The 24,893-nt window shown below is 69.7% G+C and carries 24 protein-coding genes and 4 pseudogenes; 10 read left to right on the top strand and 18 right to left on the bottom strand.

Annotation, left to right across the window (positions count from 1 at the left end; translation table 11 throughout):
- Window positions 1-11: 11 nt before the first annotated feature.
- Both IM697_RS24585 and IM697_RS24580 read right to left on the bottom strand, forming a co-directional pair.
- The gene (locus IM697_RS24585; protein WP_194038270.1) at window positions 12-725 is read right to left on the bottom strand and encodes a VOC family protein; all 714 of its coding nucleotides are present in this window, start codon (window positions 723-725) and stop codon (window positions 12-14) included.
- 386 nt (window positions 726-1,111) lie between these two features.
- Window positions 1,112-1,645: a VOC family protein gene (locus tag IM697_RS24580; protein ID WP_194038269.1), complete on the bottom strand. Its 534-nt coding sequence runs from the start codon at window positions 1,643-1,645 to the stop codon at window positions 1,112-1,114.
- A 97-nt stretch (window positions 1,646-1,742) separates the two neighbouring features.
- Between IM697_RS24580 and IM697_RS24575 the strand changes: the two genes are divergently transcribed.
- Window positions 1,743-2,510 (top strand): transposase, encoded by a 768-nt coding sequence (locus IM697_RS24575; RefSeq protein ID WP_194038268.1) that lies wholly within the window; start codon window positions 1,743-1,745, stop codon window positions 2,508-2,510.
- Window positions 2,511-3,162: 652 nt separating this feature from the next.
- On the opposite strand, the gene IM697_RS24570 is transcribed toward IM697_RS24575, so the two are convergent.
- The gene (locus IM697_RS24570) at window positions 3,163-3,618 is read right to left on the bottom strand and encodes a VOC family protein (RefSeq protein WP_194038267.1); all 456 of its coding nucleotides are present in this window, start codon (window positions 3,616-3,618) and stop codon (window positions 3,163-3,165) included.
- A gap of 262 nt (window positions 3,619-3,880) precedes the next feature.
- Window positions 3,881-4,615, bottom strand: a complete 735-nt coding sequence (locus IM697_RS24565; RefSeq protein WP_194038266.1) for a hypothetical protein — start codon at window positions 4,613-4,615, stop codon at window positions 3,881-3,883.
- Window positions 4,616-4,692: 77 nt separating this feature from the next.
- Here IM697_RS24565 and IM697_RS24560 point away from each other — a divergent pair, with 77 nt between their 5' ends.
- Window positions 4,693-5,265: an ArsR/SmtB family transcription factor gene (locus IM697_RS24560; RefSeq protein ID WP_194038265.1), complete on the top strand. Its 573-nt coding sequence runs from the start codon at window positions 4,693-4,695 to the stop codon at window positions 5,263-5,265.
- 234 nt (window positions 5,266-5,499) lie between these two features.
- Here IM697_RS24560 and IM697_RS45985 read toward each other — a convergent pair.
- The 8 genes and pseudogenes from IM697_RS45985 to IM697_RS24535 all read right to left on the bottom strand — a co-directional run.
- A pseudogene (locus tag IM697_RS45985) lies at window positions 5,500-5,586 on the bottom strand (DUF5938 domain-containing protein); the annotation flags it as partial.
- Between the two features lie 23 nt (window positions 5,587-5,609).
- A complete protein-coding gene (locus IM697_RS44950; protein WP_228044156.1) occupies window positions 5,610-5,765 on the bottom strand; it encodes a hypothetical protein in 156 nt (51 codons plus the stop codon).
- Between the two features lie 25 nt (window positions 5,766-5,790).
- A complete protein-coding gene (locus IM697_RS44945) occupies window positions 5,791-5,994 on the bottom strand; it encodes a hypothetical protein (RefSeq protein WP_228044155.1) in 204 nt (67 codons plus the stop codon).
- A 419-nt stretch (window positions 5,995-6,413) separates the two neighbouring features.
- Entirely contained in the window at window positions 6,414-6,752 is a 339-nt protein-coding gene (locus IM697_RS24550) for an inner-membrane translocator (protein WP_194038264.1), read from the bottom strand.
- A 133-nt stretch (window positions 6,753-6,885) separates the two neighbouring features.
- Window positions 6,886-7,284 (bottom strand): annotated as a pseudogene (locus IM697_RS24545) (transposase family protein); the annotation flags it as partial.
- A gap of 42 nt (window positions 7,285-7,326) precedes the next feature.
- A pseudogene (locus IM697_RS24540) lies at window positions 7,327-8,346 on the bottom strand (ABC transporter substrate-binding protein); the annotation flags it as partial.
- A gap of 210 nt (window positions 8,347-8,556) precedes the next feature.
- Window positions 8,557-8,792, bottom strand: a pseudogene (locus tag IM697_RS44940) (3-ketoacyl-ACP reductase); the annotation flags it as partial.
- Window positions 8,793-8,992: 200 nt separating this feature from the next.
- Complete coding sequence (locus IM697_RS24535; RefSeq protein ID WP_228044154.1) at window positions 8,993-9,949, bottom strand: AraC-like ligand-binding domain-containing protein; 957 nt, start codon at window positions 9,947-9,949, stop codon at window positions 8,993-8,995.
- A gap of 283 nt (window positions 9,950-10,232) precedes the next feature.
- On the opposite strand from IM697_RS24535, the gene IM697_RS24530 reads away from it, so the two are divergent.
- From IM697_RS24530 to IM697_RS24510, 5 genes are read left to right on the top strand one after another with little or no spacing between them, the layout of a single operon-like run.
- Window positions 10,233-11,624 (top strand): ATP-binding protein, encoded by a 1,392-nt coding sequence (locus IM697_RS24530; RefSeq protein WP_194038263.1) that lies wholly within the window; start codon window positions 10,233-10,235, stop codon window positions 11,622-11,624.
- Window positions 11,621-12,034, top strand: a complete 414-nt coding sequence (locus tag IM697_RS24525; protein ID WP_194038262.1) for a roadblock/LC7 domain-containing protein — start codon at window positions 11,621-11,623, stop codon at window positions 12,032-12,034. Before IM697_RS24530 ends, IM697_RS24525 begins: the two co-directional genes overlap by 4 nt.
- The gene (locus IM697_RS24520) at window positions 12,031-12,390 is read left to right on the top strand and encodes a DUF742 domain-containing protein (RefSeq protein WP_194038261.1); all 360 of its coding nucleotides are present in this window, start codon (window positions 12,031-12,033) and stop codon (window positions 12,388-12,390) included. Before IM697_RS24525 ends, IM697_RS24520 begins: the two co-directional genes overlap by 4 nt.
- Entirely contained in the window at window positions 12,368-13,006 is a 639-nt protein-coding gene (locus tag IM697_RS24515; RefSeq protein ID WP_194038260.1) for a GTP-binding protein, read from the top strand. Before IM697_RS24520 ends, IM697_RS24515 begins: the two co-directional genes overlap by 23 nt.
- Window positions 13,003-14,361 carry a cytochrome P450 gene (locus IM697_RS24510; protein WP_194038259.1) on the top strand — a complete coding sequence of 453 codons (1,359 nt, stop codon included), beginning with the start codon at window positions 13,003-13,005 and terminating at the stop codon, window positions 14,359-14,361. The genes IM697_RS24515 and IM697_RS24510 overlap by 4 nt, the downstream gene beginning before the upstream one ends.
- On the opposite strand, the gene IM697_RS24505 is transcribed toward IM697_RS24510, so the two are convergent.
- Complete coding sequence (locus IM697_RS24505; RefSeq protein ID WP_194038258.1) at window positions 14,362-15,603, bottom strand: cytochrome P450 family protein; 1,242 nt, start codon at window positions 15,601-15,603, stop codon at window positions 14,362-14,364.
- Window positions 15,604-15,900: 297 nt separating this feature from the next.
- Here IM697_RS24505 and IM697_RS24500 point away from each other — a divergent pair, with 297 nt between their 5' ends.
- A complete protein-coding gene (locus IM697_RS24500) occupies window positions 15,901-16,908 on the top strand; it encodes an NADP-dependent oxidoreductase (RefSeq protein WP_194038257.1) in 1,008 nt (335 codons plus the stop codon).
- Entirely contained in the window at window positions 16,905-17,699 is a 795-nt protein-coding gene (locus IM697_RS24495) for an SDR family NAD(P)-dependent oxidoreductase (RefSeq protein WP_194038256.1), read from the top strand. The genes IM697_RS24500 and IM697_RS24495 overlap by 4 nt, the downstream gene beginning before the upstream one ends.
- Before the next feature lie 42 nt (window positions 17,700-17,741).
- On the opposite strand, the gene IM697_RS24490 is transcribed toward IM697_RS24495, so the two are convergent.
- The 4 genes from IM697_RS24490 to IM697_RS24475 form a co-directional block, all read right to left on the bottom strand.
- The gene (locus IM697_RS24490) at window positions 17,742-19,361 is read right to left on the bottom strand and encodes a type 1 periplasmic-binding domain-containing protein (protein ID WP_228044153.1); all 1,620 of its coding nucleotides are present in this window, start codon (window positions 19,359-19,361) and stop codon (window positions 17,742-17,744) included.
- Between the two features lie 41 nt (window positions 19,362-19,402).
- Window positions 19,403-21,562: a hypothetical protein gene (locus IM697_RS24485; protein ID WP_194038254.1), complete on the bottom strand. Its 2,160-nt coding sequence runs from the start codon at window positions 21,560-21,562 to the stop codon at window positions 19,403-19,405.
- Between the two features lie 625 nt (window positions 21,563-22,187).
- Window positions 22,188-22,475, bottom strand: a complete 288-nt coding sequence (locus IM697_RS24480; protein ID WP_194038253.1) for a hypothetical protein — start codon at window positions 22,473-22,475, stop codon at window positions 22,188-22,190.
- The gene (locus IM697_RS24475; RefSeq protein WP_228044152.1) at window positions 22,472-23,578 is read right to left on the bottom strand and encodes an EamA family transporter; all 1,107 of its coding nucleotides are present in this window, start codon (window positions 23,576-23,578) and stop codon (window positions 22,472-22,474) included. The genes IM697_RS24480 and IM697_RS24475 overlap by 4 nt, the downstream gene beginning before the upstream one ends.
- An 83-nt stretch (window positions 23,579-23,661) precedes the next feature.
- On the opposite strand from IM697_RS24475, the gene IM697_RS24470 reads away from it, so the two are divergent.
- Window positions 23,662-24,207, top strand: coding sequence for a CGNR zinc finger domain-containing protein (locus IM697_RS24470; RefSeq protein WP_194038252.1), 546 nt, complete (start codon window positions 23,662-23,664; stop codon window positions 24,205-24,207).
- Between the two features lie 76 nt (window positions 24,208-24,283).
- Here IM697_RS24470 and IM697_RS24465 read toward each other — a convergent pair whose 3' ends face one another.
- Window positions 24,284-24,853: a TetR/AcrR family transcriptional regulator gene (locus IM697_RS24465; RefSeq protein WP_194038251.1), complete on the bottom strand. Its 570-nt coding sequence runs from the start codon at window positions 24,851-24,853 to the stop codon at window positions 24,284-24,286.
- Window positions 24,854-24,893 lie beyond the last annotated feature (40 nt).

Genomic DNA, 24,893 nt, shown 5'->3' with positions numbered 1-24,893 from the left:
CGATTCCGGCTTTACCGGCGCGTGAGCAAGCGGAATGCGTTGCCGTCGGGGTCAGCCAGCAGCACCGTGCCGTCCCCGCCGTGGGCGGAGTCGAGGCGTTTCGCCCCGCGGGAGAGCAGGCGCTCGACCTCCGTCCGCGGATCGTCGTCCGGCACGAGATCGAAGTGCAGGTCCCTGCCCGGGTCCGGCATCAGCGGAGGACCGCCCCACGTGATCTTCGTACCGCCGTTCGGTGACTGGATGGCGGTCTCCTCGCCCTGGTCCCAGACCAGCGGCCAGCCCAGAGCCTCGCTCCAGAAGTAGCCCACGGCCTGCGTACCATCGCAGGCGAGTGCTCCGATGAAGCCGCAGTCGGCGAGGAAATTGTTGCCCGGCTCGATGACACAGAACTCGTTGCCCTCCGGGTCGGCGAGCACCACATGCGACGCGTCCGGTCCCTGTCCGACGTCGGCGTGCCGCGCGCCGAGGCCGAGCGCCCTGGCCACGGTCTCCTGCTGGTCTTCCAGGGAGGAACTGGTCAGGTCGAAGTGCAGCCGGTTCTGGGCGACCTTCTGCGCCCGGGAGGGACGGAAGCCGAGGCGGTAGCCGGCGTCGTTCCCGGACAGCAGGGCGACCCCGCCGTAGGAATCGTCGGCTCTCTCCAAGCCCAGGACGCCGGACCAGAAATGGGCCAGGTGTTCGGGCTGGTGCGCGTCGAAGGACATTGCGAAGAGTCGGCTGCTCATTGCGCCACACATCCTCGGTCCGTTGAGTGCCGACTATCGGCAGGGCGCCATGCCAGCGCCTCGAACGAGGATCCTATGGGCGACCCGGCCGCGGTTGCAGCCGGGTATTCAGCGGCCCGCGGACTTCGCCGCGCTGTGCCAGTCGCCCATGGTCTTCTCGCGCAACACCGTTTCCATGCATCTCATTTGGTCCGGAGCATGGGTCTGGTAGCGCCTACGTGGTCGACGTACTGGGCGGCCGGTCGCGCGGTCAGCAGATACGGCGCGTCGGGCAAGCCGGTACCCCTGGACGTGAGCCGCCGGGCCGGAACTCGCGAAGGTGATGGCATCCAGGTCGTCGTCCAACTGACTCCGCCGTCAATCAGGTTGGAAAAGAGACTCATCGCTCAGGGCGTCATCCGGACAGGTGCGCTGTTGCGTCCATGGCGTCGACCGCTGAGCTCGGTGTCGAGAGTCTCCTGAGCCACGCGCATGGCCTCGGCGTATACGGGGTCCTGCAGCCGCTTCCACATCTCCTCCTCAGCGACGTCCTCAACATGGCTGACCACCCACCAGATGTTGCCGAACGGGTCCTTGATGCGCCCTCCGCGCTGCCCGAAGGCGCTGTCCGCCAGAGCCGTGACGACGTGGCCGCCGGCCGCGACGGCTCGCGAGAACGCCTCGTCCGCGTCGGCAACGAATACGCGCAGCAGGCTGGGCATGGCCGGCCAGTCGGTGTGCCGGTCGAAGGCCAATACGACGGTGTCGCCGACTCGGATCTCACCGTGACCGATCAAGCCATCCTCGGTCGACACCCGCCCCAGCTCCTCGCCGCCGAACACCTGGGTGACGTAGTCGAGGAAGGCCCCCGTGTCGTCGGTCACGACCCAGGGCGCAACGGTCGTATAGCCCTGCGGCGTGGAGTTGCTCTGCTCGGGCATCGCGGTCCCTTCGCTGATGTTCGCTGGCACCGTTGACGATAGGCATCAACTAGAGGTTGTCCCGTAACTGGTGGGGCAGTTGGTGCGTTGGCTGAGCATGGGTGGGGTGATCTCAGCGGATGATCCGAAGTGGATTGAGCCGTTCTCCGGACTGACCGAGTCGCAGTTCACCAGGCTGGTGGCTCTGGTGCGGCGTCGCGGTGGTGATGTTCAGCGCGGCCGTCCCTGGCGGCTGCCGCTGGAGAACCGCGTGTTGCTGGTGGCGACGTACTGGCGCACGAACCTCACATTGCGGCAAGTGGCGCCGCTGTTCGGGGTCTCGAAGTCTGCGGCCGACCGCATCCTCGATCACCTGGCGCCCCTGCTGGCCATCTCGCCGGCCCGTCGGCCGCGCAAAGACACCGTCTACATCGTCGACGGCACCCTCGTGCCCACCCGCGACCGCAGCATCGCCGCCTCCAGCAAGAACTACCGCTACTCGACGAACCTGCAGGTCGTTATCGACGCCAACAGCCGTCTGGTCGTGGCGATCGGCCTTCCGCTGCCCGGCAGCCGCAACGACTGCCGGGCATTCACCGAGTCCGGCGTCGACCGGGCCTGCCGCGGCGCACCGACCATCGCCGACGGCGGGTACCAAGGCACCGGCCTGCTCGTCCCGCACCGCAAACGACGAGGTCAGACACGCCTCAGCCCACACCAGGAAGCGGAGAATGCCGTCCACCGCAGGGCGCGAGCCCGGGTGGAACACGCCCTGGCGCGGTTGAAGAACTGGAAGATCCTGCGGGACTGCCGGCTCAAGGGCAACGGTGTTCATCAGGCCATGCTGGGCATCGCCCGGCTCCACAACCTGGCCCTCACCGGATAACTCACGCCTCATACGGGACAACCTCTAGGTCTGTTTCTGTCCCAGACAGCGGCCGGACTGCCAGGATGTGTACCGAAAGTGGATCTTGAGTGATGCATGATCGTTGTTCATGGCGCGGGGAGATCTCACGGATACGCATGTGCCCGTCGTGTACGGTCCGTGGGGCCGGATCCGGATCCACGATCTGTTCCGGCGGTGGCAACGAGACGGCATCTGGCACCGGGTCCTCATTCGACGGCAGGGGCCAGGAAACAGGGTGGCCTGCAGAAGCAACAGCCGGGCGGAGTGCTGGCCGAGCCCGGTGATCACTGGCTGGGGCGCTCACGTGGCGGGTTCACTACCAAGTTGGACGCGTACCCCGCATCGGATCGCGCTGGCCACGCGTCCGCCCGATCGAGTACGCGCCGATCGGGCGTACTCCTCCCGAAAGAACCTCGCCTACCTGCGCCGCCATCCGAATCCGCTGCACCCTCCCATACAAGGCTGACCAGACCCGCAATCGCAGGAAGCTCGGCTCCCGGGACGGCCGGCCGCCGCGTTTCAACGCGGTGGATCGCCGCGAGCGCCATGCGGGCGAGTGCGGGATCAACCGACCTGGGAGCCACAGGGCGGTGGCCACGAGGTACGACAAGCTCTCCGCCCGCAACGGACCTCAGACGACGTCGAATTCGTTGCCCTCGGGGTCCTGCATGGCGGCCGCGTAGAGCCCCATGTCCGGCTCATCCTTGATTCGCAGCACGGTGGCACCGGCTTTGACCAGCCGTTCCACCGCAGCTTGGACGCGCTCTGTGCGGACGTCCAGTGGGACGTCACGGCCCCCACCGACCTTCAGGTCGAAGTGCCACCGGTTCTTGGCGACCTTCGGCTCCGAAACCTGCTGGAACCACACCCTCGGTCCACGTCCCGCGGGATCGACGATCGACTCCGGAACGTCCCCGGCACCGGCCGGCAATTCAGCCTCGGGCACCCCCATGGCCGCCCAGTAGGCCCGCCAGGTGGCGTGCCCGCCCGGCGGAGGCTCAGGCACGTAGCCCAGGGCCTCGGCCCAGAAGGTCACCATTCTCTGCGGATCGGAGCAGTCGATTGTCAGCTGCACTGTCATCTCCATACTTGGAGCATCCCAGGTGGGTCTGACAGACGAGCCGCTTTCGCAACAGGCCCTGGCTGGAAGGTTCTCTGGGGCAATCCTCAATCCCTGTGGATCGGCTTGGCGCAAGGAGGAGCACCTTCCCGATGGATCGATCGACAGGTCATCGAGCAAGGCCGACGTCGGCGCATCGGTCGGGAAGTCCGCCCGCGTTGGAGCAGTTCACGCGGCCGGAACGATCCCGACTGGCTGAGGGATATCGACAATTGCTGACCGAACCGGTCTATATGTAGGGCCGGATGGCCACCGTGACATCCATGTCGAAGGCGTTCGCCCCCGCCGCGGACGGTAGGCCCAGGACCCGGTTGAGCGCGCGACTCAGAGGGCCGCAGCCGCTGGTGCCCGGGACGGCGAACTCCGTGTCCTGGGCACCGAAGGCGGCGACAAGGGGGTCCCTGGAGATCACCTGCATGGGATCGGTGTTCTTGAGCACTAGATGGACCGCGTCCTCACCGCTGCCCACCGAGCAGCTCGACGACGGCAGGGCCGGCAGCCCGTGCGCCGAGCCTATGGCGAACTTGATGTCGAACTCGCCGCGCCGAGTGTCGTCGGACAGGAAGTCCGAGTAGCCGCCGTACTGCGGAGTCAGGGTCAACGGGGTGCCGCCCACCCGGATTGGCGCAGCGGTCATCTCCCCGAAGACTTGGCGGAACTCACCGCCCACACGGCCTTCCGCAAAGGTGATCTTCATGGGCTCCGTGAGCGGCTCGTCGATGGTGCCCATGCGCAGATGCCCCGTGGCGTGCATGACCTCGCAGCGCCAGGTCCCGGAGTCCGCACCCGCGGGCAGCTCATCGATGGTCGGGCAGGCGGAGAAGTCGAACTCGGGCAGGTCCGCGGCCCGTTCAGCTCCATGAGCGGGTGCCGCGCCCAGGGCGAGTCCGGCAAGTAGGGCCCCCGCGGCAGCACTTGTGAAGCGGAGGACTGTGCGATTCGAGGTCACTCGGTTCTGCGTCATGCCCAAGAGTATTGCAGAGATTTCTCTGCAGAGGAAGGTCTGCAGAGAAATCCCTGCTTACCGGATAGACTGCTGCCATGACGAACGAGCGGAGAGCGGAAGGCGCGGAGCGGCGCACGGTCGACAGCCCTGAGGTGCTCAAGGCCCTCGCGCACCCACTGCGTCTGCGGATACTGCGCCACCTCGCTGCGACGGGCCCGGCCACCTCAACCACCCTGGCCGCCGCCCTCGGCGAGAACACCGGGACGCTCAGCTACCACCTGCGCATGCTGGAGCGCAGCGGCCTCATCGAGGACATCCCCGAGCGCTCTTCCGGGCGGGAGCGCTGGTGGCGCGGGGTGCGTGGCCTCGACATCCGCAGACCGCCGCAGGGTGAGCTGACGGAGGCCGAGCGCGCCATGTCGGCCGAGCTGGACCGGATGAGGATGGAGGAGGACGTCGAACTCGCCCGGCAGTTCACCGCCGGACAGGCAGAGTCCGAAGGCTGGATGCGGGGTTCACGCAGCCTCATCCACCTCACGAAGGGTGAGCTGGACCAGTTCCATGACGACTATCTGGCCCTGCTCGCGCGCTATGCCCGAGGACCCGAGGACGCCCCCGCCGACGCACGACCCGTACTCCTCCGCTGGTTCGGCTTGCCCGCTGACTGACCGGCGGCCGGTCGACGAACTGGGAGCGCCGGGCACGGCTCGCCCTTGGCGTGCGGCGCGTAGCGGTCCCTGAATCAGGTTGGCGCCGCCGACACGGTCGATGGGGGAGCGCCGAGGAACAAGTAAAGTGCGGACGACCACGACTCCGATGAAGTCGGTGCCGAAGTACCACGCGTTGTCCAGGAACTGGACTCCGCCCTCCGGCATGGGGCGGACGTAGTCCTTGTAGGGGAAGCCCTTCCACAGCACCAGGACGTCGAAGGTGTCCAGGCCGGGGGTCTCCAGGCAGATGTTGGCCGCGATCTGGCCGGTGGTGTACATCTGCGCGACGCCGGGGGAGAGGATCAACCCCTTCTCCGCGTACTGCTCGCCCACCGTGCTTCGGCGTCGAGGACCCAGTCTTGCTCGCCCGTGGTGTCGAGGTAGTGGCATTCGGCTGCGAGGGCGGCCTCCACGATCTCCGGCCCGTACTTGATGAACAGGCCGACTATGTTGCTCACCACCTTGGCGCCGCGAAGAACTCGGTCAGCGGTCCGACCGCGTGCTCGACCTCGACGACCTCGTGGTCCACGGTGTCGATCCCGGGGACCTTGTCGAGGACTCCTGGATGCGGGCCTTGTCGCGTCCGGCGGCGATGAAGGGGATGCGGTACTCGCGGAGGTACTCGCAGACCAGGCGGCCGGTGTAGCCGGAGGCCCCGTAGACGACGACGGGCTTGCCTTTGCTCATGATCGATCGGCCTTTCGCAGGTGGAGGTGTCGGCGGAAGCCCGTCACATGCCCATGCCGCCGTCGACTGGCAGGCTGGCCCGGTGATGAAGCGGGCTCCGTCGGAGGCGAGGTAGACCACCGCGTCGGTCATGTCGGCGACCTCGCCGAGCCGACTCAGCGGGGTCAGCCCGACCACGCTGCCGACAGCTGCCTCCGCGCTGGGGAAGAGGCGCGAGCCATGATCGATCCGCTGACGGCCTTGTCGGTGAGGGGTCCTACGGCTTCGGTGGGGACTTGGGCGCCGCCCGCCGTGGTCGATCAGGAACAGGTAGTCGGCGTCAGCGGGGCCTGGTACCAGGCATGGAGCGTTTTCCAACTTCAGTGCCTATGCCAGGTCCCTCTATACGACGTGCCTCCCTGGCTGTGGCTACATCTGGGTCAGGGCCAGGACCCCAGCGTGTGGACTGTCAGGAAGACGCAGAGCGTCAGCTGCACCGCCCCGATCACTCGGTGCCCGATCCGCAGCAGGACGACGGCCGTTACGCCGACCGCCAGGGCCAGAGCGCCGAAGCCCAGTACTGGCGCCCAATCCACGGTCGGCACGCCGATCGCTGTCTGTCCGGAGCCGGCGTTCCTCCGGCCCAGACCTCGGACGGCGAGCACGATGACGACCAACAGCGTGGCCGCCACGTCCGCCATCAGTACGAGAAGCAGGAGACACCCTCCGGTGAGGGCACCCTCTCCGCCGGAGGGCTGCTTGTCGGCAAGTTCGGCCATGGCTTAACGATCACCCGGAATCCATCCTTCCGAACGGTCCGTCGCCGACTCGCAACCCAGGCGTACCCCGCTCTTCATGGGCCTATCCGGTCCCGGCGATCTCTCACAGGCACTCAGTTTGAGCAGCCCAGGTCAGCTTGCGCAGGAGCCGCCAGGTCTTCAGGGTGGCCCTGGCCTGCTCGACGAGCGTACGGATCTTCGCGTGCGAGCAGTTGACAGCCTGCTGACCAGCGGACGGCGTCTCCCATCGCCCCCCGCAGTAGAGAACTCGCACGGTGCCGTCGGCACCGCGGTAGCCCTTGTCAGCCCGGCACTCCACACCCCGACTTGCTCCAGGGCATCGATAGGCGGTGGGTTCGCGCGGCCTTGATGTCATGGACTGCTCCGGACAGCGCGGGAGGGGGATGCCCACAGCAGTCGGCCATGCGGGTCGGCGATCACTGCGATCCTGTCGATCGGCAACAGCGTGCCGCCCAGGATCACGAACGCCTTGGTGGAGGGCTGCCTTTACCGCCTCGGCGAGCGTGGGGGCGAAGGGGCCAGGACTGGCGGACGAGCGGCACCGGAGCGGCGGGGGGAAGCCGTCCAGGTGGGCGTTGGGGTACTCCCAGATCGGCTTCAGACCGGCCGGGGGAGTGACATCGGTGCGCACGGACCAGCCGTTGAAGGATCCGTTCTGCATCTGCGTCGACAGCTGCCAGTTGAGGAACAGCTTGGCGGCCGTGCAGTTCCTGGCCTGCTTGAGGACGGCGGTGCGCTGGCCCCAGGCCATGAACGGGTGCCCGTCGTCGATCACGAACCTCGTCGGCGACGACCCGACCGCCGATCCCGAGGTGCCGATACCGATGGCCTTCTGTCCGCCGAAGACCGCCTCGCCGGGGGAGTTGCTGCCCCGGGCGAACCGGACGTCCTGGGCGGCGAGGCGGGCCACCCAGTCCCAGCCGTACGTGCGGGCGTACAGCGCGTAGAGGTAGAGGACCGCGTCGTCGTCGTGCGGGTACGAGGAGGCGATCTGACCCTTCCACTTCGGGTCGACCAGGTCGCGAGGGGTGAGCCGCACGTCCGAGCCGACCGCCGCCGTGCTGTATATGAAGCTGAAGGCGATCGCTCCTGTGGCCACCCACGCCCCGTCCGGGTCCTTGAACTTGTCGTAGACCTTCGAGAACCCGGCGGGCTTGTAGTGCAGCAGGCGCCCCTGCCGCTTCCAGCGGTCGAAGTCGTGGAGCGTCTGGAACTGCACGACGTCCGGAACGAGGGTGTCGGTGGCGAACTGGTTGTCGACACGCACGTCGTGGTACTTGCTGTAGTCGACGATCAGCGTCAGGTCGATGTCCGGGAAGCGGTCCCTGAAGGCCGCCTTGGTGCCGTCCTGCTGCGTCGGAGTGCCACCGCCGGCGTAGACGACGAGCTTCCCGCCTTCCGCGAAGGCGGCTCGGTAGAGCTCGTCCAGCGACCTGGTCTCCTCATGTCCTGCCGAGCGCCCTGACACGGGGGAGGCGGAGGCCGGGAGCGCTGACGCACCGAAGGCGGCCGTGCCGAGGACGGCACCGGCGCCGGTGGTGAGGACACGTCGCCTGCTGGGGAATCTGGGCATGCGAGGGGAACCTCTCTGAAGGGGGTGGCGTGAAGGCCCGGCGCGCGCCACGGGCGCTGATCATTCTGGTACGGCCCGCGTCGGCGTCGAGTCCTCCGCACGGAGCGATGAGGTCCCGAAGAGGTGGAAGCCGCGTTCAACCGAACGGTTGAACGCGGCTTTCCTGTCCACGGACTGGACCGCGCGGGCCAGGATTCGCCGGTGAGAGAGCACAGAGGTCGAGAAGTTGGCGATCGCGCCGCCCGGGCGGACCCTTGCGCGCCGCCTGCTGGGACACCACGAAAGTGCCACGGATGTCCGTGCGGTGCATCCGGTCCAGGTAGGTCGGCGAGGTCGAACGCCGCGCTCATCGCGGTGTCGTCAGCGACATCGCCTCCCACTGCGAGGGCTCTGCCGCCGGACGCGGTGATTGCGGACACGGCTTCCTGGGCCCTGGCCTTGTTTCCCGGTCGCCGCCGCAGGCGGTGGCGGTGAGGGAGCTTCGGGGTGGGTGATGGACGACGCGCCGCATCCGGCGATGTTGCTGCGCTCCCGGCTCGTCGGCGTCTCACCGGACTTCGTCAAACCGTGTCGAGCAGGGCGGCGCGCATGGTTTGTGTGCCGTGTGGCCGTCGAGGTCCCGTAGGCCCACCCGGTGGGTGCCGGATCAGCGGGCCTTGTGGCGCATCTCGCGGGGGCTCACCCCGAAGCGTCGGCGGAAGGCCGTGCTCATGGCGCTGCCCGAGGAGAAGCCGGAGGCGTACGCCAGATCCGTGATCGTCATGTGCTGGCAGTCGGCGCACAGGAGACGTTCGCGGACCAGCCGCAGGCGCTCCTCGCGGATCAGGTCGCGGGGCGTGGTACCCGCGTGCTGGAGCGCGAGCTGGATCTGGCGCAGGGACCAGCCGAGGGCGCGGGCAGTGGAGTTGCCGGACAGGTCGGGGTCGGCCGCGTGATCGCGCACGTAGCGGCGGACCACCGCCTCGACCTCCCTCAGATGCCCCGGTGCGTCGGGACGGTCGTCGCCGCAGGCGAGCATGCAGAGCAGTTCGACGACGCGGTCACAGACGGCGTCGAACTGCGGGGCGTCGAGGTGGTCGCGCTCCTCGTTCAGGCCGCGCACCACGGAGTGCACCACGCGGCCCAACCCTTTGGCCAGATCGAGCCCGGTGGCCAGCGGTGCCTTCCGGTTCAGCGGGCCGTCGACGGCCCGCGCCGGGATCGACATGATGACACCGCGCAGGGACGCGCCGTGCAGGATCTCGAAGGGCGCGCCGAGTGTGATCAAGCTGCCCGTGCCCGGCATCAGCCGCACCTCCCGGTCGTCCTGGCGCAGCCGCAGTTCGCCGGAGAGCGGGAAGAGCAGCCGGTAGTCGGGGTCCGGCATCTGGCGGATCAGGCCGGGTGTACGGGCGTACTCGATCTGGTCGCTGTCCCACGTGACGACCTGGTAGGTGTCACTGCGCTGCCGGACCATCTCGCCGCGGAAGACCTCGGCGCGGGTGAACCTGTAGTCCATCCGGGTCTGGTAGGCCGCGACGCGCTCACTCCACAGATCGGTCTGCTCGCGTGCTTCGACCTCGGCGGTCCGCGTCGTCTCCACGACGTAGCTTCCCGTGGGCAACGTATCCCCTCTGCTGTGACGTGTCCCGACGGCCGTGAGAGCAGCCCGGAACTCCCTTGTGTCCGCGGGCTGTCACCCGGCGCAGACTAGGGACCAGCAATCGGTTTCCGGAACTCGTCCCGGCCTCATTGGCCTACGTCAGGGGCGAGCTCGTCGCGATCGGCAGGTCCCACGCACGCGCCTGCGTGCCACGGCAACTTCTCTGCGCGCACGGACAAGTGGGCCTGCGGATGCGGCACTACCGTCGTGCGCTCGTCGACCCGCCACCTGCTGTGAGGACTTGATGACGGAACGGATACCGGAGGCGGTGTTCTGGTGCCTGGCCGTGTGCCTGTTCGCCGTCGGCGTGCTGATGGTGCGCGAACGCGGCATCACCGCACGGCAGCGCAGCCGGAACGCCGAACTGACGGACGGCCTGCGCGCACGGGACGAGGAACTCCGGCACCTCGTCTCGGCCCGGCTGCCGGCCCTGGAGGACGCGCCCCACCAGCAGCTCCCGGCCGTCGGCCTGCTCGACGACCGGCTTGCCGACACGGAGTTCGCGAAATGCCTCGACGGTGTCCTGGAACGGTTCGCCGGCGCGGTCGAGCACGCCCGGTCGCGTGCCGACCAGTCGGCGAAGGCCGCCCTGAAGGCGTCGATGCGCTCCATCCAGGCCCTGGCCAACGAACAGCAGGTGTCCATCGCCGAGATGCAGGACCGGCACGACGACCCCGGCGTGCTGCGCGATCTGCTCGAAATCGACCACGCCAACGCCCAGTTCGGCCGCCGTGCCCAGGCCATCGCCGTTCTGTGCGGCTCGTGGCCGGGCCGCCAGCGCGCCACCGCCGCGCTCGTCGAGGTCGTACGCGGCGCCACTTCCCGCATCCGTGACTACCGGCGCATCCGCATCAACGGCGAGGTCGACATCGCCGTGCGGAGCCGGGCGGTCGAACCGGTGGTGCTCGCGGTCGCCGAACTCCTCGACAACGCGGCACGTCACTCCCAGCCGGGCACGAGGGTCGAGGTCACCGTCCAGACGGTGCACAACGGCGCCTGCGTGGTGATCGACGACGCCGGGGTCGGCATGGACGCCCGGGCGGCCGAGCACGCCGCCGAGCTGCTCGCCGGCGCACACGCGGCGGACATCACCCGGCTCGGCGACCCGCCCCGCTTCGGCTTCGCCGTCATCGGGGCGCTCACCCAGCGCTACGGGTTCAGCGTGTCCGTGGACACGCTCTCTCCGTACGGCGGTGTACGCGCCGTGGTGTTCCTGCCGACCGCCCTGCTCACGCACCTGGACGCCGCCGTCCAGGCACCTGCGCCGTCGGCCGAACCGGCCGCGCCCACGTCCGCCGCCGCGCCCACGTCCGCCGCCGCGCCCACGTCCGCCGCCGCGCCCGCACTCTCTCCTGCGCAGGCACCCTCGCCCGGCACGGCACCCACCGCCGATCCTGCCGCCCCCGAATCCGGGCCCGGTACCGAACCGGCGGTGGCGACCACGCCGGGAGGTCTGCCCAGGCGCCGTCGCCGCACCGCACGGCAACCGGCCGCGGAGCCCGTATCGGCCGACGAGGTCGGCGGCCGCTCGGCCGAGGAGAACGCCCGGCGCATGGGTGCCTTCGCACGCGGCACCCGCACCGGCCGGGCCGCCCAGCACACCCGTGACGAACACGAAGGGAACAGCCACGAATGACCGGGCTCACCAGCAACGAGCTGGGCTGGATGCTGGACGAGGTGCTGAAGGTCCCGCAGGCACGCCACGCGATCCTGCTCTCCGCCGACGGCATGCTCCGCGCCTTCTCGAAGGACATCGACCGGGACGACGCCGAACGGCTGGCCGCCGGCCTGTCCGGCGTCCAGTCGATCAGCCGCAGCACGGCCGAGTTCTGCGGCACCCCGCACACCCCGTGGCGGCAGACCCTGATCGAGTTCGCGCACGGCTACGTCTTCCTGGTCGCCGCCGGCGAGGGCGCCTACCTCGCGGTCTCCACCGGCGAGGACGTCGACATGGAGGCGGTCACCTACCGCATGCACAAACTCGTCGACCGGCTCGGCAAGGAGCTGACCAGCCCAGCCCGGCAGGACACCGGCAGCCCGGCATGACACCCCGGCGCCGCCCCGCAGACCGGCTGGTGCGGTCGTACGTCGTCACGGACGGCCGCGCCCACCCCACCCGCAACACCCTGGACCTCGTCACCCTGCTGATCGCGACCGGCGATCTGCCGCTGACCGGTCTCAACCCGGAAAAGCGCAGGCTCATGGAGCTGTGCCGGCCCGGAGCCCTGTCCGTCGCCGAGGTGGCCGGCCATCTGTCGCTGCCGGTGGGCGTGGCCAAAGTGCTCATCGCCGACCTCATGGACAGCGGCCACATCGTCACCCGCGCGCCGATTCCCGCCGCCCGGCCGACCGACGCCCGAATCCTCCAGGAGGTGCTCGATGGACTGCGCGCCCGCCTCTGACGACGTCTACCTGCGGCCCAGTGTCCAGACCGCGGTCAAGGTGCTGATCGTGGGCCACTTCGCGGTCGGCAAGACCACGTTCGTCGGCACGCTCTCCGAGATCCGTCCCCTGCGCACCGAGGAGGTCATGACCGAGGCCGGCGCCCTCGTCGACGACCTGGCCGGTACGCGGGACAAGACGACCACCACGGTCGCCCTCGACTTCGGCCGGCTCACCCTCAACGACCGCCTGGTGCTCTACCTCTTCGGAACCCCGGGCCAGCAGCGCTTCACCCGGCTGTGGCAGGACATGACTCAGGGCGCGCTCGGGGCGCTCGTCCTCGCCGACACCCGCCGCCTCAGCCAGTCGTTCGAGGTCATGGGTGTACTGGAGGAGCACGGACTGCCGTACGCAGTCGCCCTCAACCAGTTCCACGACGCTCCCGCGTACGAGCTCGACGAGGTGCGCGAGGCCCTCGACCTGCTGCCCGAAACACCCCTCGTCCGCTGCGACGCCCGCGACCGGGTCTCGTCCACGCGGGCCCTCATCCATCTCGTCGAGTACCTCCTGACCCTCTCCCACTCTCGGCCCCGCCCGAGCGGCGGGACCCCCCATGGCCACCTGGAGCACGCGTGACCTCCGCATCCCCCGTACCGCCCTTCCCGCCGCCGGGCTGCCCCGCACACGAGTCCCTGTACGGGCCCGAGTTCGCCGCCGATCCGGCGGCCGTGTACCGGCGGCTGCGCGAGGTCGGCCCGATCGCGCCGGTCGAGCTGGCGCCCGGCGTGCGGGCCTCGCTCGTCGTCGGATACGACGCCGCCCTGCACGTCCTGCGCAGCACCGAGACGTTCTCCAAGGACCCCCGCCGCTGGAACGACCTGGCGGACGGCACCGTCCCCCTGGACAGCCCGGTCGTGCCGATGATGATGTACCGGCCGAACGCGCTGTGGACCGACGGCGCGGAACACCGCAGACTGCGTGGGGCGATCACGGACAGCCTGGCCCGGGTCGACCCCGCCACCCTGCGCGGCCATGCCGAGGCGAGCGCGGACACCCTCATCGACCGCATCGCCCCGGCCGGGCACGCCGATCTGCTCGGCGAGTACGCTCAGGTGCTTCCCCTGCTGGTGTTCAACCGTCTGTTCGGCTGCCCGGACGACTACGGAGAGCGGCTGGTGCAGGGAATGTCCGGGATCTTCGACGGAGCGGATGCCGAGAAGGCGAACGAACTGCTCGCCACGACGCTGCTGGACCTCGTCACGCTGAAGCGCCGGCAGCCCGGGCCGGATGTGACGTCCTGGCTCATGGACCATCCCTCAGGGCTCACCGACGAGGAGATGGTGCACACCCTCGTCCTGCTCATGGGCGCGGGCACCGAGCCCCAGCAGAACCTGATCGCCAACAGCCTGCGGCTGCTGCTGTCCGACGACCGGTTCGCGGGCCGCCTCTCGGGCGGCAGCCTGCCGGTGGAGGACGCCCTCGACGAGGTGCTGTGGACCGACCCACCCATGGCCAACTACGCCGTGCACTACCCGATCCACGACGTCGTGTACGAAGGGGTGGTACTGCGCGCGGGGCACCCGCTCGTGGTCAGTCTCGCCGCGGCGAACACCGACCCGTCCCTGACGGCGGATCAGCGTGCGGGCAACCGCGCCCACTTGGCGTGGAGCGCGGGCCCGCACAACTGCCCGGCACAGAGTCCGGCCCGGCTGATCGCGGCGGTGGCCGTGGAGAAGCTGCTCGACCGGCTTCCCGACGTCGAACTGGCCGTGCCCGTCGAGGAACTGACCTGGCGGCCGGGCCCCTTCCACCGTGCGCTGGCCGCGCTGCCGGTGAGGTTCCCGCCGTCCGCCGTCACCTCGCTCACCGTCGGTGACGAGCCGCCCGTCGAGCGGTCCACGCCGACGCCCCAGCCGTCGGAGATGCCGGAGGGCGGCCGCGTGCGGCGCGGATGGGCCGCGCGGCTGCTGGCGTGGTGGCGTGGCGAGTGATCAGGCGAGGCGCACCGGAAGGGAGCGGTGACCGTTGGAGATGAAGGAGTCGACCGGCTCCAACTCGTCCTTGGACACGGCGAGTCGGAGTCCGGGGAAGCGGTCGAAGAGCGCCCGCAGCGCGATGTGGGCCTCGAGCCTCCCCAGCGGAGCACCCAGGCAGAAGTGCACGCCATGCCCGAAGGACAGGTGCTCCTTGTCGATGCGGGTGACGTCGAACCTGTCGGCGTCCTCGCCGTGCCTCCCGGGGTGACGGCCGGCGGCCGCGTACGCGGCGAGGATGGCCTCGCCCTTGCCGATCACCACGCCGTCCGGGCCGCCGAACTCGCTCATCCTGAGGTCCTCGACGGCATACCGCAGCGGCAGGCTGGCGACGGGCGCCTCCACGCGCAGCGCCTCCTCGACCACGTCCTCCCACAAGACGCGGCCGGAGCGGACGTGGGCGAGCTGGTCCGGATGGGTCAGCAGGAGATGGATGGCGTTGTCGATCAGGTTGACCGTGGTCTCATGGCCGGCGCTGATCATGAGCACCAGGGTGTCGAGCAGTTCCTGCTCGCTCAACCGGGTGTCGCAGTCGTCACGGGCCGCGATGAGCGCCGAGGTCAGGTCGTCGCCCGGCGACCGCCGCTTGAGGGCGACGAGTTCGCCCAGCGCCGCGTAGAACCGTGCGTAGTTGTCGGTGACTTCCTCCGGGGTGGCGGAGGTGTGGAAGACGCCGTCCACGACGGCCCGCAGCTCCGCACCTTGTTCCTCGGGCAGGCCGAGGAGTTCGCTGATCACCCCGATCGGCAGCGGATAGCAGAACTCCTCGCGCAGATCGACGACCTGACCCTGCTGCCCGGCCTCCTCGATGTGGTCCAGCAGGGTCGCGGCGATCTCCTCGATACGAGGCCGGAGCGCCGCGGCACGGCGTGCGGTGAAGGCCTTGGAGACCAGGGCACGCAGCCGTTTGTGCTCGCCTCCGTAGGCGGTGAACATGTTCTGCACCGCGACCCAGGTGAACAGCGGCCATTCCGGGGCGATCTCGCCGTTGATCCACTGAGTCCAGTGCCGGCGCGGGTCCTTGGAGACGCGCGGGTCGGTGAGCAGGCGCTTGAGGAGGTCCGGGCTGCTGACGGCCCAGGCCTGGACGCCGTCGGGCAGTTCGACGGGGGTCACCGGTCCCCGCTCGCGGATGCGGGCGGCTTCGCCGTGGATGTCACGGCCGGCCGGGTCGATCACTAACGGGCGGGGGTGTCCCATGAAAGTCTCCCTGGAGCTCGCACACCGATACGACCGGTAAAGCTACTTGGGCGTAGCGTGTCCGGGCCAGAGCGGTCGGCGCGCGCTGCGCCCGGGGACAACTTCTCTGCGCCCGGGGCAAGTCGGGGTGGGTCGACATCGTGCACAGCAACGGCCCGCGGGGCCTGGAGCGGGTCTGGCGCGAGGTGCAGTCGTGGTCACGTGGGCCTGCTGTCATGGCGTGTGGCGCACATCACCACCCATGACATACCTACCGGTCGGTACTCTCTTGGTGGAGCCGTGACGACAGGAGACGTGATGTCTGCGACCAACCGCCAGATCCGTCTGGCAGCCCGCCCCGTGGGCGAAGTGAAACCCGAGGACTGGGAGCACCGTTCCGTGCCCGTCGGGGAACCGGGCCCGGGCCGCTTCGTGGGCCGTACGCGAGTCATCTCCCTCGACCCGGCCATGCGCGGCTGGCTGGACGACCGTCCCTCCTACCTCCCGCCGGTCGGCATCGGTGAGGTGATGCGCGCTGGGTCGGTCATCGAGGTCACCGCCTCGAACCACCCTGACTACCGGCCGGGCGATCATGTGGTCGGCACGTTCGGCGTCCAGGAGTACGTGGTCTCCGACGGCAAGGGAGCGATGAAGATCGACACCTCCCTCGCCCCGCCCTCCACCTATCTCGGCGCACTGGGCATGCCCGGCATGACCGCCTACTTCGGCCTCCTCGACGTCGGGGCGCTCAAGGACGGCGAGACCGTCGTGGTGTCCGGGGCGGCCGGCGCGGTCGGCACCATGGTGGGGCAGATCGCGAAGGCCAAGGGCTGCCGGGTCGTGGGCATCGCCGGAGGGCCGCGGAAGTGCGCGCTGCTCACCGGCGAACTGGGCTTCGACGCGGCGATCGACTACCGCGCCGAAGACGTGAGGAAGGCACTGCGCCGGGAGGCCCCCGACGGCATCGACGTCTACTTCGACAACGTCGGAGGGGACATCCTCGACGCCGCCCTGACCCGGCTGGCGATGCACGCGCGCGTCGTGGTCTGCGGCGCGATCAGCCAGTACAACAACGCCACCCCGGTCAAGGGCCCCTCCAACTACCTGACGTTGCTGGTGCGTCGGGCCCGCATGGAGGGCTTCGTCGTCTTCGACTACGCCAAGCAGTACGCCAAGGCCGCCCAGGACATCTCCGCCTGGATCGCGGACGGCCGTATCAAGGTCAAGGAACACGTGGTGAGGGGCACCGTGGACGACTTCCCCGAGACGCTGCAGATGCTCTTCCGCGGCGAGAACGTCGGCAAGCTCGTGCTGGAGCTGGCATGACCGCCACCGAGACCCTTCGGCGAGGGCAGACGGACGGCGCCGCCCTCGCGGGCAAGGTGGCGATCGTCACGGGAGGCGCCAGTGGACTCGGCCGGGCCATGGCACTCGCGCTGGCGGAGGCCGGGGCACGGGTGGTCGTCGCGGACCTCGACGCGCGGGGCGGCCGAGACGTGGCCGACCTGGTCGGCGGTGCCTTCCGCGCCTGTGACGTCTCCGACCTAGAGGCCAACCGCGCGCTGGTGGACTTCGCCCAGGAGCAGTACGGCGGAGTCGACATCGCGCTGCTCAACGCGGGCGTGACGACCGGATGCGGTGTCGGGGACGACTTCGATCCGGCGCGCTACCGCCGGGCGATGGGCGCCAACCTCGACGGCGTGGTCTACGGCACTCACGCGGTGCTGCCGGCGCTGCGATCCCGCGGCGGAGGGGCGATCGTGGCGACCTCCTCGCTCGCGGGACTGGCGGCGGTAGCGCTCGACCCCCTGTACGCGGCCAACAAGCACGCGGTCGTCGGACTCGCACGCTCCCTCGGACCGGCTCTCGCGCCGGACAATGTGCGCTTCAACGCGGTCTGCCCGGGGTTCGCCGAATCGCGGATCATCGACCCGCTGCGCGACATGCTTTCCGAGCAGGGCCTGCCCGTCATCCCGGCCCAGGTCGTGGCGGACACGGTGCTGCGGATCGTCACCGGCGACGGTGCGGGAGAGTGCTGGTTCGTCCAGGCGGGCCGCGAACCGGAACCGTTCCGCTTCCGCACCGTCCCCGGCCCGGGTAAGCCGGCCGCCGTCTGAGGGCATGGACTCCAACCACGATGAGCGGTAACGGGACACCGCTCAGGGCGTGCTGCTGGGGATGACGCAGTTCTTCGGCTGTTCCCGGCCGGTGGGCCAGCCGAGGCCGACGAACTTCAGCTTGCCGTGGCCTTCGCGGCCCGGGTCCAGCTCGACGACCGCGGCCGGCTTGTCGTACGGATTGCCGCCGCTCGTCAGGCAGATGAGGCCGCTCGTGCCCTGTACCCGGTGCCGGGACTGGAGCAGTGACCACTGTCTGCCGACATCCTCACGGCCGGGTGCCGTCTCGGCGCTGCCCTGCTGGGCCTGGTGCAGTGCCTTGCCGATGGTGACCAGGCCGTCGTACACGAGCATCGTGCGGGAGTCCTCCAGGTTCGGGTCGGAGCCGAGCCGTACCCCCTCGCTGCGCGTGGACTCGATCCGCTTCTCCAAGGTGGCCAGGGCCGCCTTGGGCTCGGTGAGGTACTGGGGGAGCTCCTCCTTGGTGGGCTCGCGGTCGTGCTCCGCGTCCCACCTCTCGTTCCAGCGGGCCAGCTCGGCATTCCAGGCGTCCGGGTGTGCGGGGGCCGCGTACTGCACCGTCACCTTCGCGTGGCCGTCCTCGCCGCGCAGCTGCTCCCAGTCCTTCGCCGTCATGGCCTGTCGCAGGGAGGCGGCGTCGGAACCGCTGACGATGGTGTAGTGCCGGTCCTTGCAGCCCACCTGAGCGAGCTTGAGCGCGAAGATCCGCAGATGCAGCGTGCGCCCGGCGAAGTAGACGATGTCTGCCTCGGAGTCGCAGATGTTGTTGGTGATCTGGGTGAACTGGTTGCCGGTCGAACCCGGCTCGTCTATCGCCGGGGACTCGAAGGACATCGCGGCGGGACCGGGCGGACCCTTCTCCTCGATCCCGCTGAACGCCTTCGCCAGCGACTCGTTGTAGGCATCGGAGCGCTTGTCGTAGACCAGTACCGTCTTGGCGTTCTCCCGGCCCCGCTCACCGTTGAAGTTGGCCAGCGCCTGGGCCGCGTCATGGTTGGTGGGGAGGATCCGGGCCAGACCGGGGAACCGCAGCTTCGCCATCCCGTCGGCACTGTCCCTGTTGGCGATCCCGTCCCCGCTGATCCGGGACGCGAGCACCGGGACCTCATGTTCCGTCAGGCGCTCGACGGCCTCCTCCGTGGCGTCGAGGCTGAGATTGAAGCCCGTGACGGCACGCAGCCGGTCCTCGGACGAGTCGGCCATCCGCAACAGGGTGTCCACGACGTGCTGGTGCTGCCCGTAGTTCCGCCCGGGGTTGGCCAGCACCAGCCGGATCCTCGGCGGTTCCCCCTCGCCCGCGTTGGCCTGCCGCTGTCCGAGGTAGGCGCCCTGGAGGTCGCTGCGCATCTGCCGACGCAGTTCCGCCCGCTCCGACTGGAGCGGCAGCATCATCGCCACCGTGACGTACGGCTGACCCTCGATCCTGTCGTTCTCGCGTGCGATGGCCCGCGCCACGTCGCGGATCTCCGGTGTGCCGAAGTCGTAGCCCTCGCCGTCGACGCCGATGCACTCGCCGCCGATCCGCTCGATCCCGTCGGCGCAGGTGTCCGGTTTCCGGAAGTGGGACCAGGCGAACACGGCGCACGCGGCGACCGACCCCGCGATCAGCAGCGCGTAGAGGATCTTCTTCCACCGGGGCATGCCCCTCCACCCGGGTACCACCCTCCACCTGGGCATCCCCGTCACCTCCTTCGCCCGAGCCGTCCGGTACAGGTACAGCGCAGCAACGGCTGCTCGTTCGTCGCCAGGCCGCTCCACTCCGTGGCCGTCTTGCGCAGCTGTCTCGCGCCGTCGAACTCCATGATCGAAAGCAGTCTCAGCAACGTGGCCAGCGTTTCCGCCATCTCACTCCCGGTCGGCCTGGTCCGCTCCTCGCACAGCCACACCGCGTGCAGCAACTGGTCGACGGTGCGGCGCAGCGCGGGTCCGTCCACCGGCACCAGGCCCTGGGCGCGCTCCCGCCGGGCGTCCGCTCCGCCGGGATACGGCGCCTGAGCGATCTCGAGCAGCTCCGCGCACCACTCCTGGGGGCGGCCGGGCAGCGTGGCGGCGAGACGGCCGACCACATCGTCCACACCGCCGGACACCAGGTGGTGGTTCATCCGGTGCACCGTGACCGAACGGAACGCCCCGCCGTTCGGCGCCTCCGCACGTGCCGCGTAGTGGTCCCGCAGCAAGTGGTGGTCGGCGTGCCAGGCGCCGCCCCCGGGGCTCAGTGCGTACAGCCGGTGCACCAGCAGCTGGCGCAGCCCGAAGTCCCCTATGAAGTGCCGTTCGCAACTGGGCCATCCGGTGTCGGTGAGCAGCTCCGCGACATCATGAGCCGTCAACTGGTGTACGCGGCCCGCCTGATGATGGCGCAGCAGGACGTCCGCGCACTCCTCGTCATGCGCCACCGACAGATGACTGAGCAGGTCGAGCCACTCGTCGCGGTGCTCGGCCGGCAGCCGCACCGGCAGCTGATCCAGGATCAGCTCCCGCAACAGCACATTGGCCACCGACAGCTCGTGGTCGCCGTTGCCGGCGAGTCGTAACGGGGCGTCCAGTATGTCCCGGTCATTGGCGTCCGCCGGCATGCGGAAGGCGGCCGTGGCGGCGGCCAGCCGGATCACGGTGTGCGGTCGTCCGCCGCTCAGCCGTGCCACGGCGGCATCGATACGGCGGCGGTTCATGCCGCCCTCCGGCTCCACGCGCTGCTGCCTGCGCGCAGTCTCCCGGCCGAGCTGGTCGCCGGTGAGCAGGGGCATACGCAGCAGGAGCACCCCGTCGGCCAGCGGTGCCTGGTTCGCTCCGCTGCCGCTGCGCCGGGACCAGTCGGGAGGGCCGGTGTCGGAAGGGTGGAACTCCATGGTGGGCGCGACCTGCCGCGGCGGCATGCCGTCGTGCAGAAAGGCACCGCCGTCTTCCCGGCGGGCCGTGCCCACGATCACCACGCGGTCGCGGTGCCCGCCCCGGCGGTCGGTGAGCACCGCGCGCAGCAGCTGCTCACCCAGCGGCGACTCGGCGTGGTCCAGCAGCAGCCCCGGGCGACCGACCCGGCTCAGCCAGCCGACCGCCGAGGCGTACGCCGCCTCCAGGTCCTCGCGCAGCGCCCGGAAGAGGAAGCTTTCTGCCAACTCCCGCGCCTCGCCGCCGGCCTTGAAGTCGGCGGCGAGATTGCGCAGGCCGTTGCCGGGCTGACCGCCCGCCGCGGGATACGCACCGTAGATCCGCTCCAGTTCCGCCATGCCCCGGGGGCCCAAGCGCGCGAAAAGTGCGTCCAGCAACGCGTTGGCCACGGCCGTCGGGTAGGGGCCGAGCAGTTGCCCGCCCAGGGCCGTCAGCAGGTTCTGGATGATTCCGCCGAGCACGCCCCGCCAGAAGTCACCTGCCCCCAGGCCGCGCAAGCGCTGCCTCTGCGGCAACCTCTCGTACCGTTGGATCTCCGTCGCGACCGCGTTGGGGCTGCCGTCCGCGACGCCGGTCGCGATCATCGCGAGGCCGGTGAAGAGACGGGGAAAGGTGAACGAGCCACCTGGACCCTGCCAGGTGCACAGCCGTTGGGCGGCCTCGACCAGGGCCTCGGTCGCGGCCGAGCGGGCGTCCGGCTCGGGCGCCGCCCGGTCCGCGTACACCGGCGAGGCGCAGTCCAGATAGATCACCGGCACCTTGGTGGCGAAACGGTCATGCACCGCGCGCAGCAACCGCCTCTTGCCCATGCCCGGGCCGCCGGTCAGCAGGACCACGGGAAGGTCGGGGCCGTACAACAGCTTCCGGTCGCCGGCTGACAGCGACGGCCCGAGCAGGGAAGCGAAGAAGCCCTCGGCACTGAGGAGTTCTTCGAACCCGAGGTCTTCACACATGGATCCCCCCACGGAGCGCTCTCCCGCCTCGGAGCGGACGACGGGTAACCGATGTGCCCGAAAAGAGCCAGTGGAAAACGAACTCCTCCGATGGGTCAACGATGCGTAGCCGGAGGGGAGTTGACGGAGTGCGTACGTGACCCGGGATCGACGGGGCGAGCTCGTCACGAGCGCGGCCGGAACGCTGCGGCGGGGGCGCGTGACAGGTCGGCATGACTCTCCGTCAGGTGGGGGACGGGCAGACCGTTCGGGGCTGGTCCGGGAAGACTCGCACCTGTGGCGCGGGACCGGTCCCGCACCGTCGACGGCAGCTCTCCGTACCGACACGTGGGCGGCCTCAGGTGTTCGGGTCGCAGGGGGTTCCGGCCGGCCGGCATCGAGCGGGCCAGGGCGTACGCGACGTCGCCGTCCTTGCGCCCCCCCGCACGTGAACTGGAGTGGCGCGGCGTGAACCTTGAGCGCCATACCGGATTCGACCACGCCGAAAGGGCATCGTCCGGGCAACCGGCCCATGCGACCCGACCTGTTCGCGGCGGCCCAAAGTCGGGGGCTGTTTCGCCGGACTCGGACGGAGTCCGGCGAAACAGCCGGTGCTGTCTTACGGGGCGGCAGTCGCGATCCTGCTCTACAGCACGACGTCGGCCAGCCTGGCCACCTCGTCGATGTCGTCACTCGTCGGGTTGAACACGAGCTCGTCGGCGCCGATGTCCGCGAAGGCCTGCACGGTGGCCCTGACGGCGTCCGCTCCCCCACTGACGCCGGAGGAGATGAAGGCGCCAGTGTGCGGGACTACTACACGACGCCGGCGCCGACGTGGCCGAACCGACCTGAAGATCCTGACCGGGCCGGACGCGGCCACGAACTGACGCTCACTGAGATCCGGGTCGCGGCAGGCGGGGGCGAGGTCGGTCATTGCGGGCCGATGCGGGCTGCCTGCGGTCGGCGGACGAGGGCCTTGACGATCTCTCCGTTGACCACGACGACTTGGCAGCCGCATCCGCCGGAGCAGTACTCGACCTCGCCTTCGGAGGTGCGGTGATGCGACCGCAGGGTCCACCGGCGCACCTGCCCGGAGACGGGACTCCAGCAGAAGGGGCAGTGGTCGTCGTCTGAGGGCGTGGCCGTGGATGGGGAACCGGAGCTGCGTGTGGGCACGCCGCTCGGACTCGCCCGCCGCAGCGACCAGGCGCCGGCCACGACAATGAGCGCCGTGGCGGCAAGCTGACGCACCGTGAGCTGTTCGTGCAGCAAGGCGAATCCGATCCCCGCCCCTACGGCGGGGCTCAGCGCGAGGAGCACTCCGAAGGTGCGCGTGTCGATGCGACGCAGGAGTGTCATGTCCAGCGAGTACGGAATCAACGAGGACAACAGGGCCACCGCGGCCCCGGTTCCCAGAACGGCAGGGTGGGCCGCCACGACCGCACCGTCGGTGAAGGCGGCGACCGGCGCCAGCACACAGGCGCCGCAGGCCAGAGCGAGAGTGAGGCCCGTCCAGTCGGAGAACAGCCGCCCGACCCGCTGATTCAGCACCACGTACCCGGCCCGGCACACGGCCGCGGTGATACCGAGCAGAACCCCGACAGCAGGCAGAGATGCGCCCGGGGCGGCCAGTAGCAGTACGCCGGCGAGTGCCAGCAACGCTGCCATGACGTGCTGCGGCCGACGGGACAGGAGAACCGACAGCCCGAGCGGGCCGAGCAACTCCAACGTGGCAGCCACCCCGAGCGGCAGATGGCCGATCGCATGGAAGTAGGCCAGGTTCATGGCCGCCAGAACCAGGCCGAGCGAGATGGCCGCTCGCCACTGCCGGGCCGTGACCTGTCGCAGCCGCGGCCGGACCAGCAGCCACAGGAAGGCTGCGGAGAAGACGATCCGCATACCGGCCAACGCCGTTGGGCCGACGGTCGTATACGCGTCCTTGGCCAAGGCCGAGCCCACCTGAAGGCTGAAGATCTGGCCCAGCATCAGGGCTGGTGCCGCTGCGGCGTCCCGTCGGTACGGGCGGGGCTCCTTCACCGTGGACTCCTCCGGTCTCCTGCGGTCTCCTGCGGGATCTGCGTCGCCGGACGCGCTGCCCTCCACGGTGATGTAATGGTCTTATGCACTTCAACCATTACGGCGGGGAGGCTGCCCGGCTGGCCGCGGACCTGGCCAACCTCACGGAGTCACCGTGCCCGTCGGACCTGGAACCCCTGCTCGCCGCACACGGAATAGCCCGCCGCGCGCTGACCGCCGGGCAGTCGAACCAGATCTGGGAGTGGAGCCGGCGCCTGGCGGCCTGCTTCGGACCGCAGGACGTCGACCGGCGGTGCCAGGCCGTCAACGCACTGCTCGCCGACTCCTCCACCAGGCCCCACATCTCGCTGCACGACGGCCGGCCCCATCTGCACTACAGCACTCCCGACGCGGATGCCGCCGCCCACATTCGAGCCGTCACCGCCGCCGGGCTCGCGTATGTCGTGTGCTTCGCGGCTGCCGACCGACTGGGCCGTTGTGCGCGCCGCGGCTGTGGTCTGGCTTTCGTCGACACCTCCCGCAACGGCCGTCGCACCTACTGTTCGGTGCGCTGCGCCAACAACGACGCCGTGGCACGACATCGCGGACGACGCGGCGGCGTAGCTCCGCCGCCGACGCAGGACGCCTGACGAATCGCCGGCATCCCCGAGAACGCGGCTCAGTCCGCGCGAGGAGCCACGCTCCACGACGTACTGGCGAGGTGCGTCACTTGGCCGGCAGCAGCCGCCCGGCCAGCGCCTCCACCGAGGCGATCACGGCGGCGCGGTGCCGCTTCAGCCGGGCGTCCTCGTCGGCGCCCGCGGGGTTGCGGATGGGGGGAGGGGTGAACAGCCAGGCCTGGGCGGCGGCGAGGGCGATCATGAGGGCGTCCATGCCGGTTTCCAGGTCGGTGCCATGTGCGTCGGCCACGGCCTGCGCCTTGGTGAGATGGGCCTCCAGCTCGGCCGCCGACGCATCCGGCCGCTCCAGCGTCTTCCACTGAGTGAGCCGGATGAGGTCGGGGTCGTTGATGAAGGCGTCGAAGAGAGCGCCGGCGTAGGCGGCCAGGTCATCCGGGGTGAAGGGCACGACGTCGGCCAGGATGCGGATGCGGTCTTCCAGGACGGCGTCGAAGAGGTCGTCCTTGGAGCCGTAGTAGGCGTAGATGGCCTGTTTGTTGGCGGGCGCGTTCTTGGCGATGCGCTCGACGCGCGCTCCGGCGAGCCCGTGAGCGACGAACTCGTCGTGCGCGGCCTTCAGCAGCCGTGCACGCGTCGCGGAAGAGTCATAGCCCATGGGGCGAGCCTAAAACAAACGTCTGGATGGAAAAATTCCT

The sequence above is a fragment of the Streptomyces ferrugineus genome (genome assembly GCF_015160855.1).
GTDB classification, from domain to species: Bacteria; Actinomycetota; Actinomycetes; order Streptomycetales; family Streptomycetaceae; genus Streptomyces; species Streptomyces ferrugineus.
The sequence above is the reverse complement of the archived record's forward strand: the minus strand, read 5'-3'. Positions and strand labels throughout refer to the sequence as shown.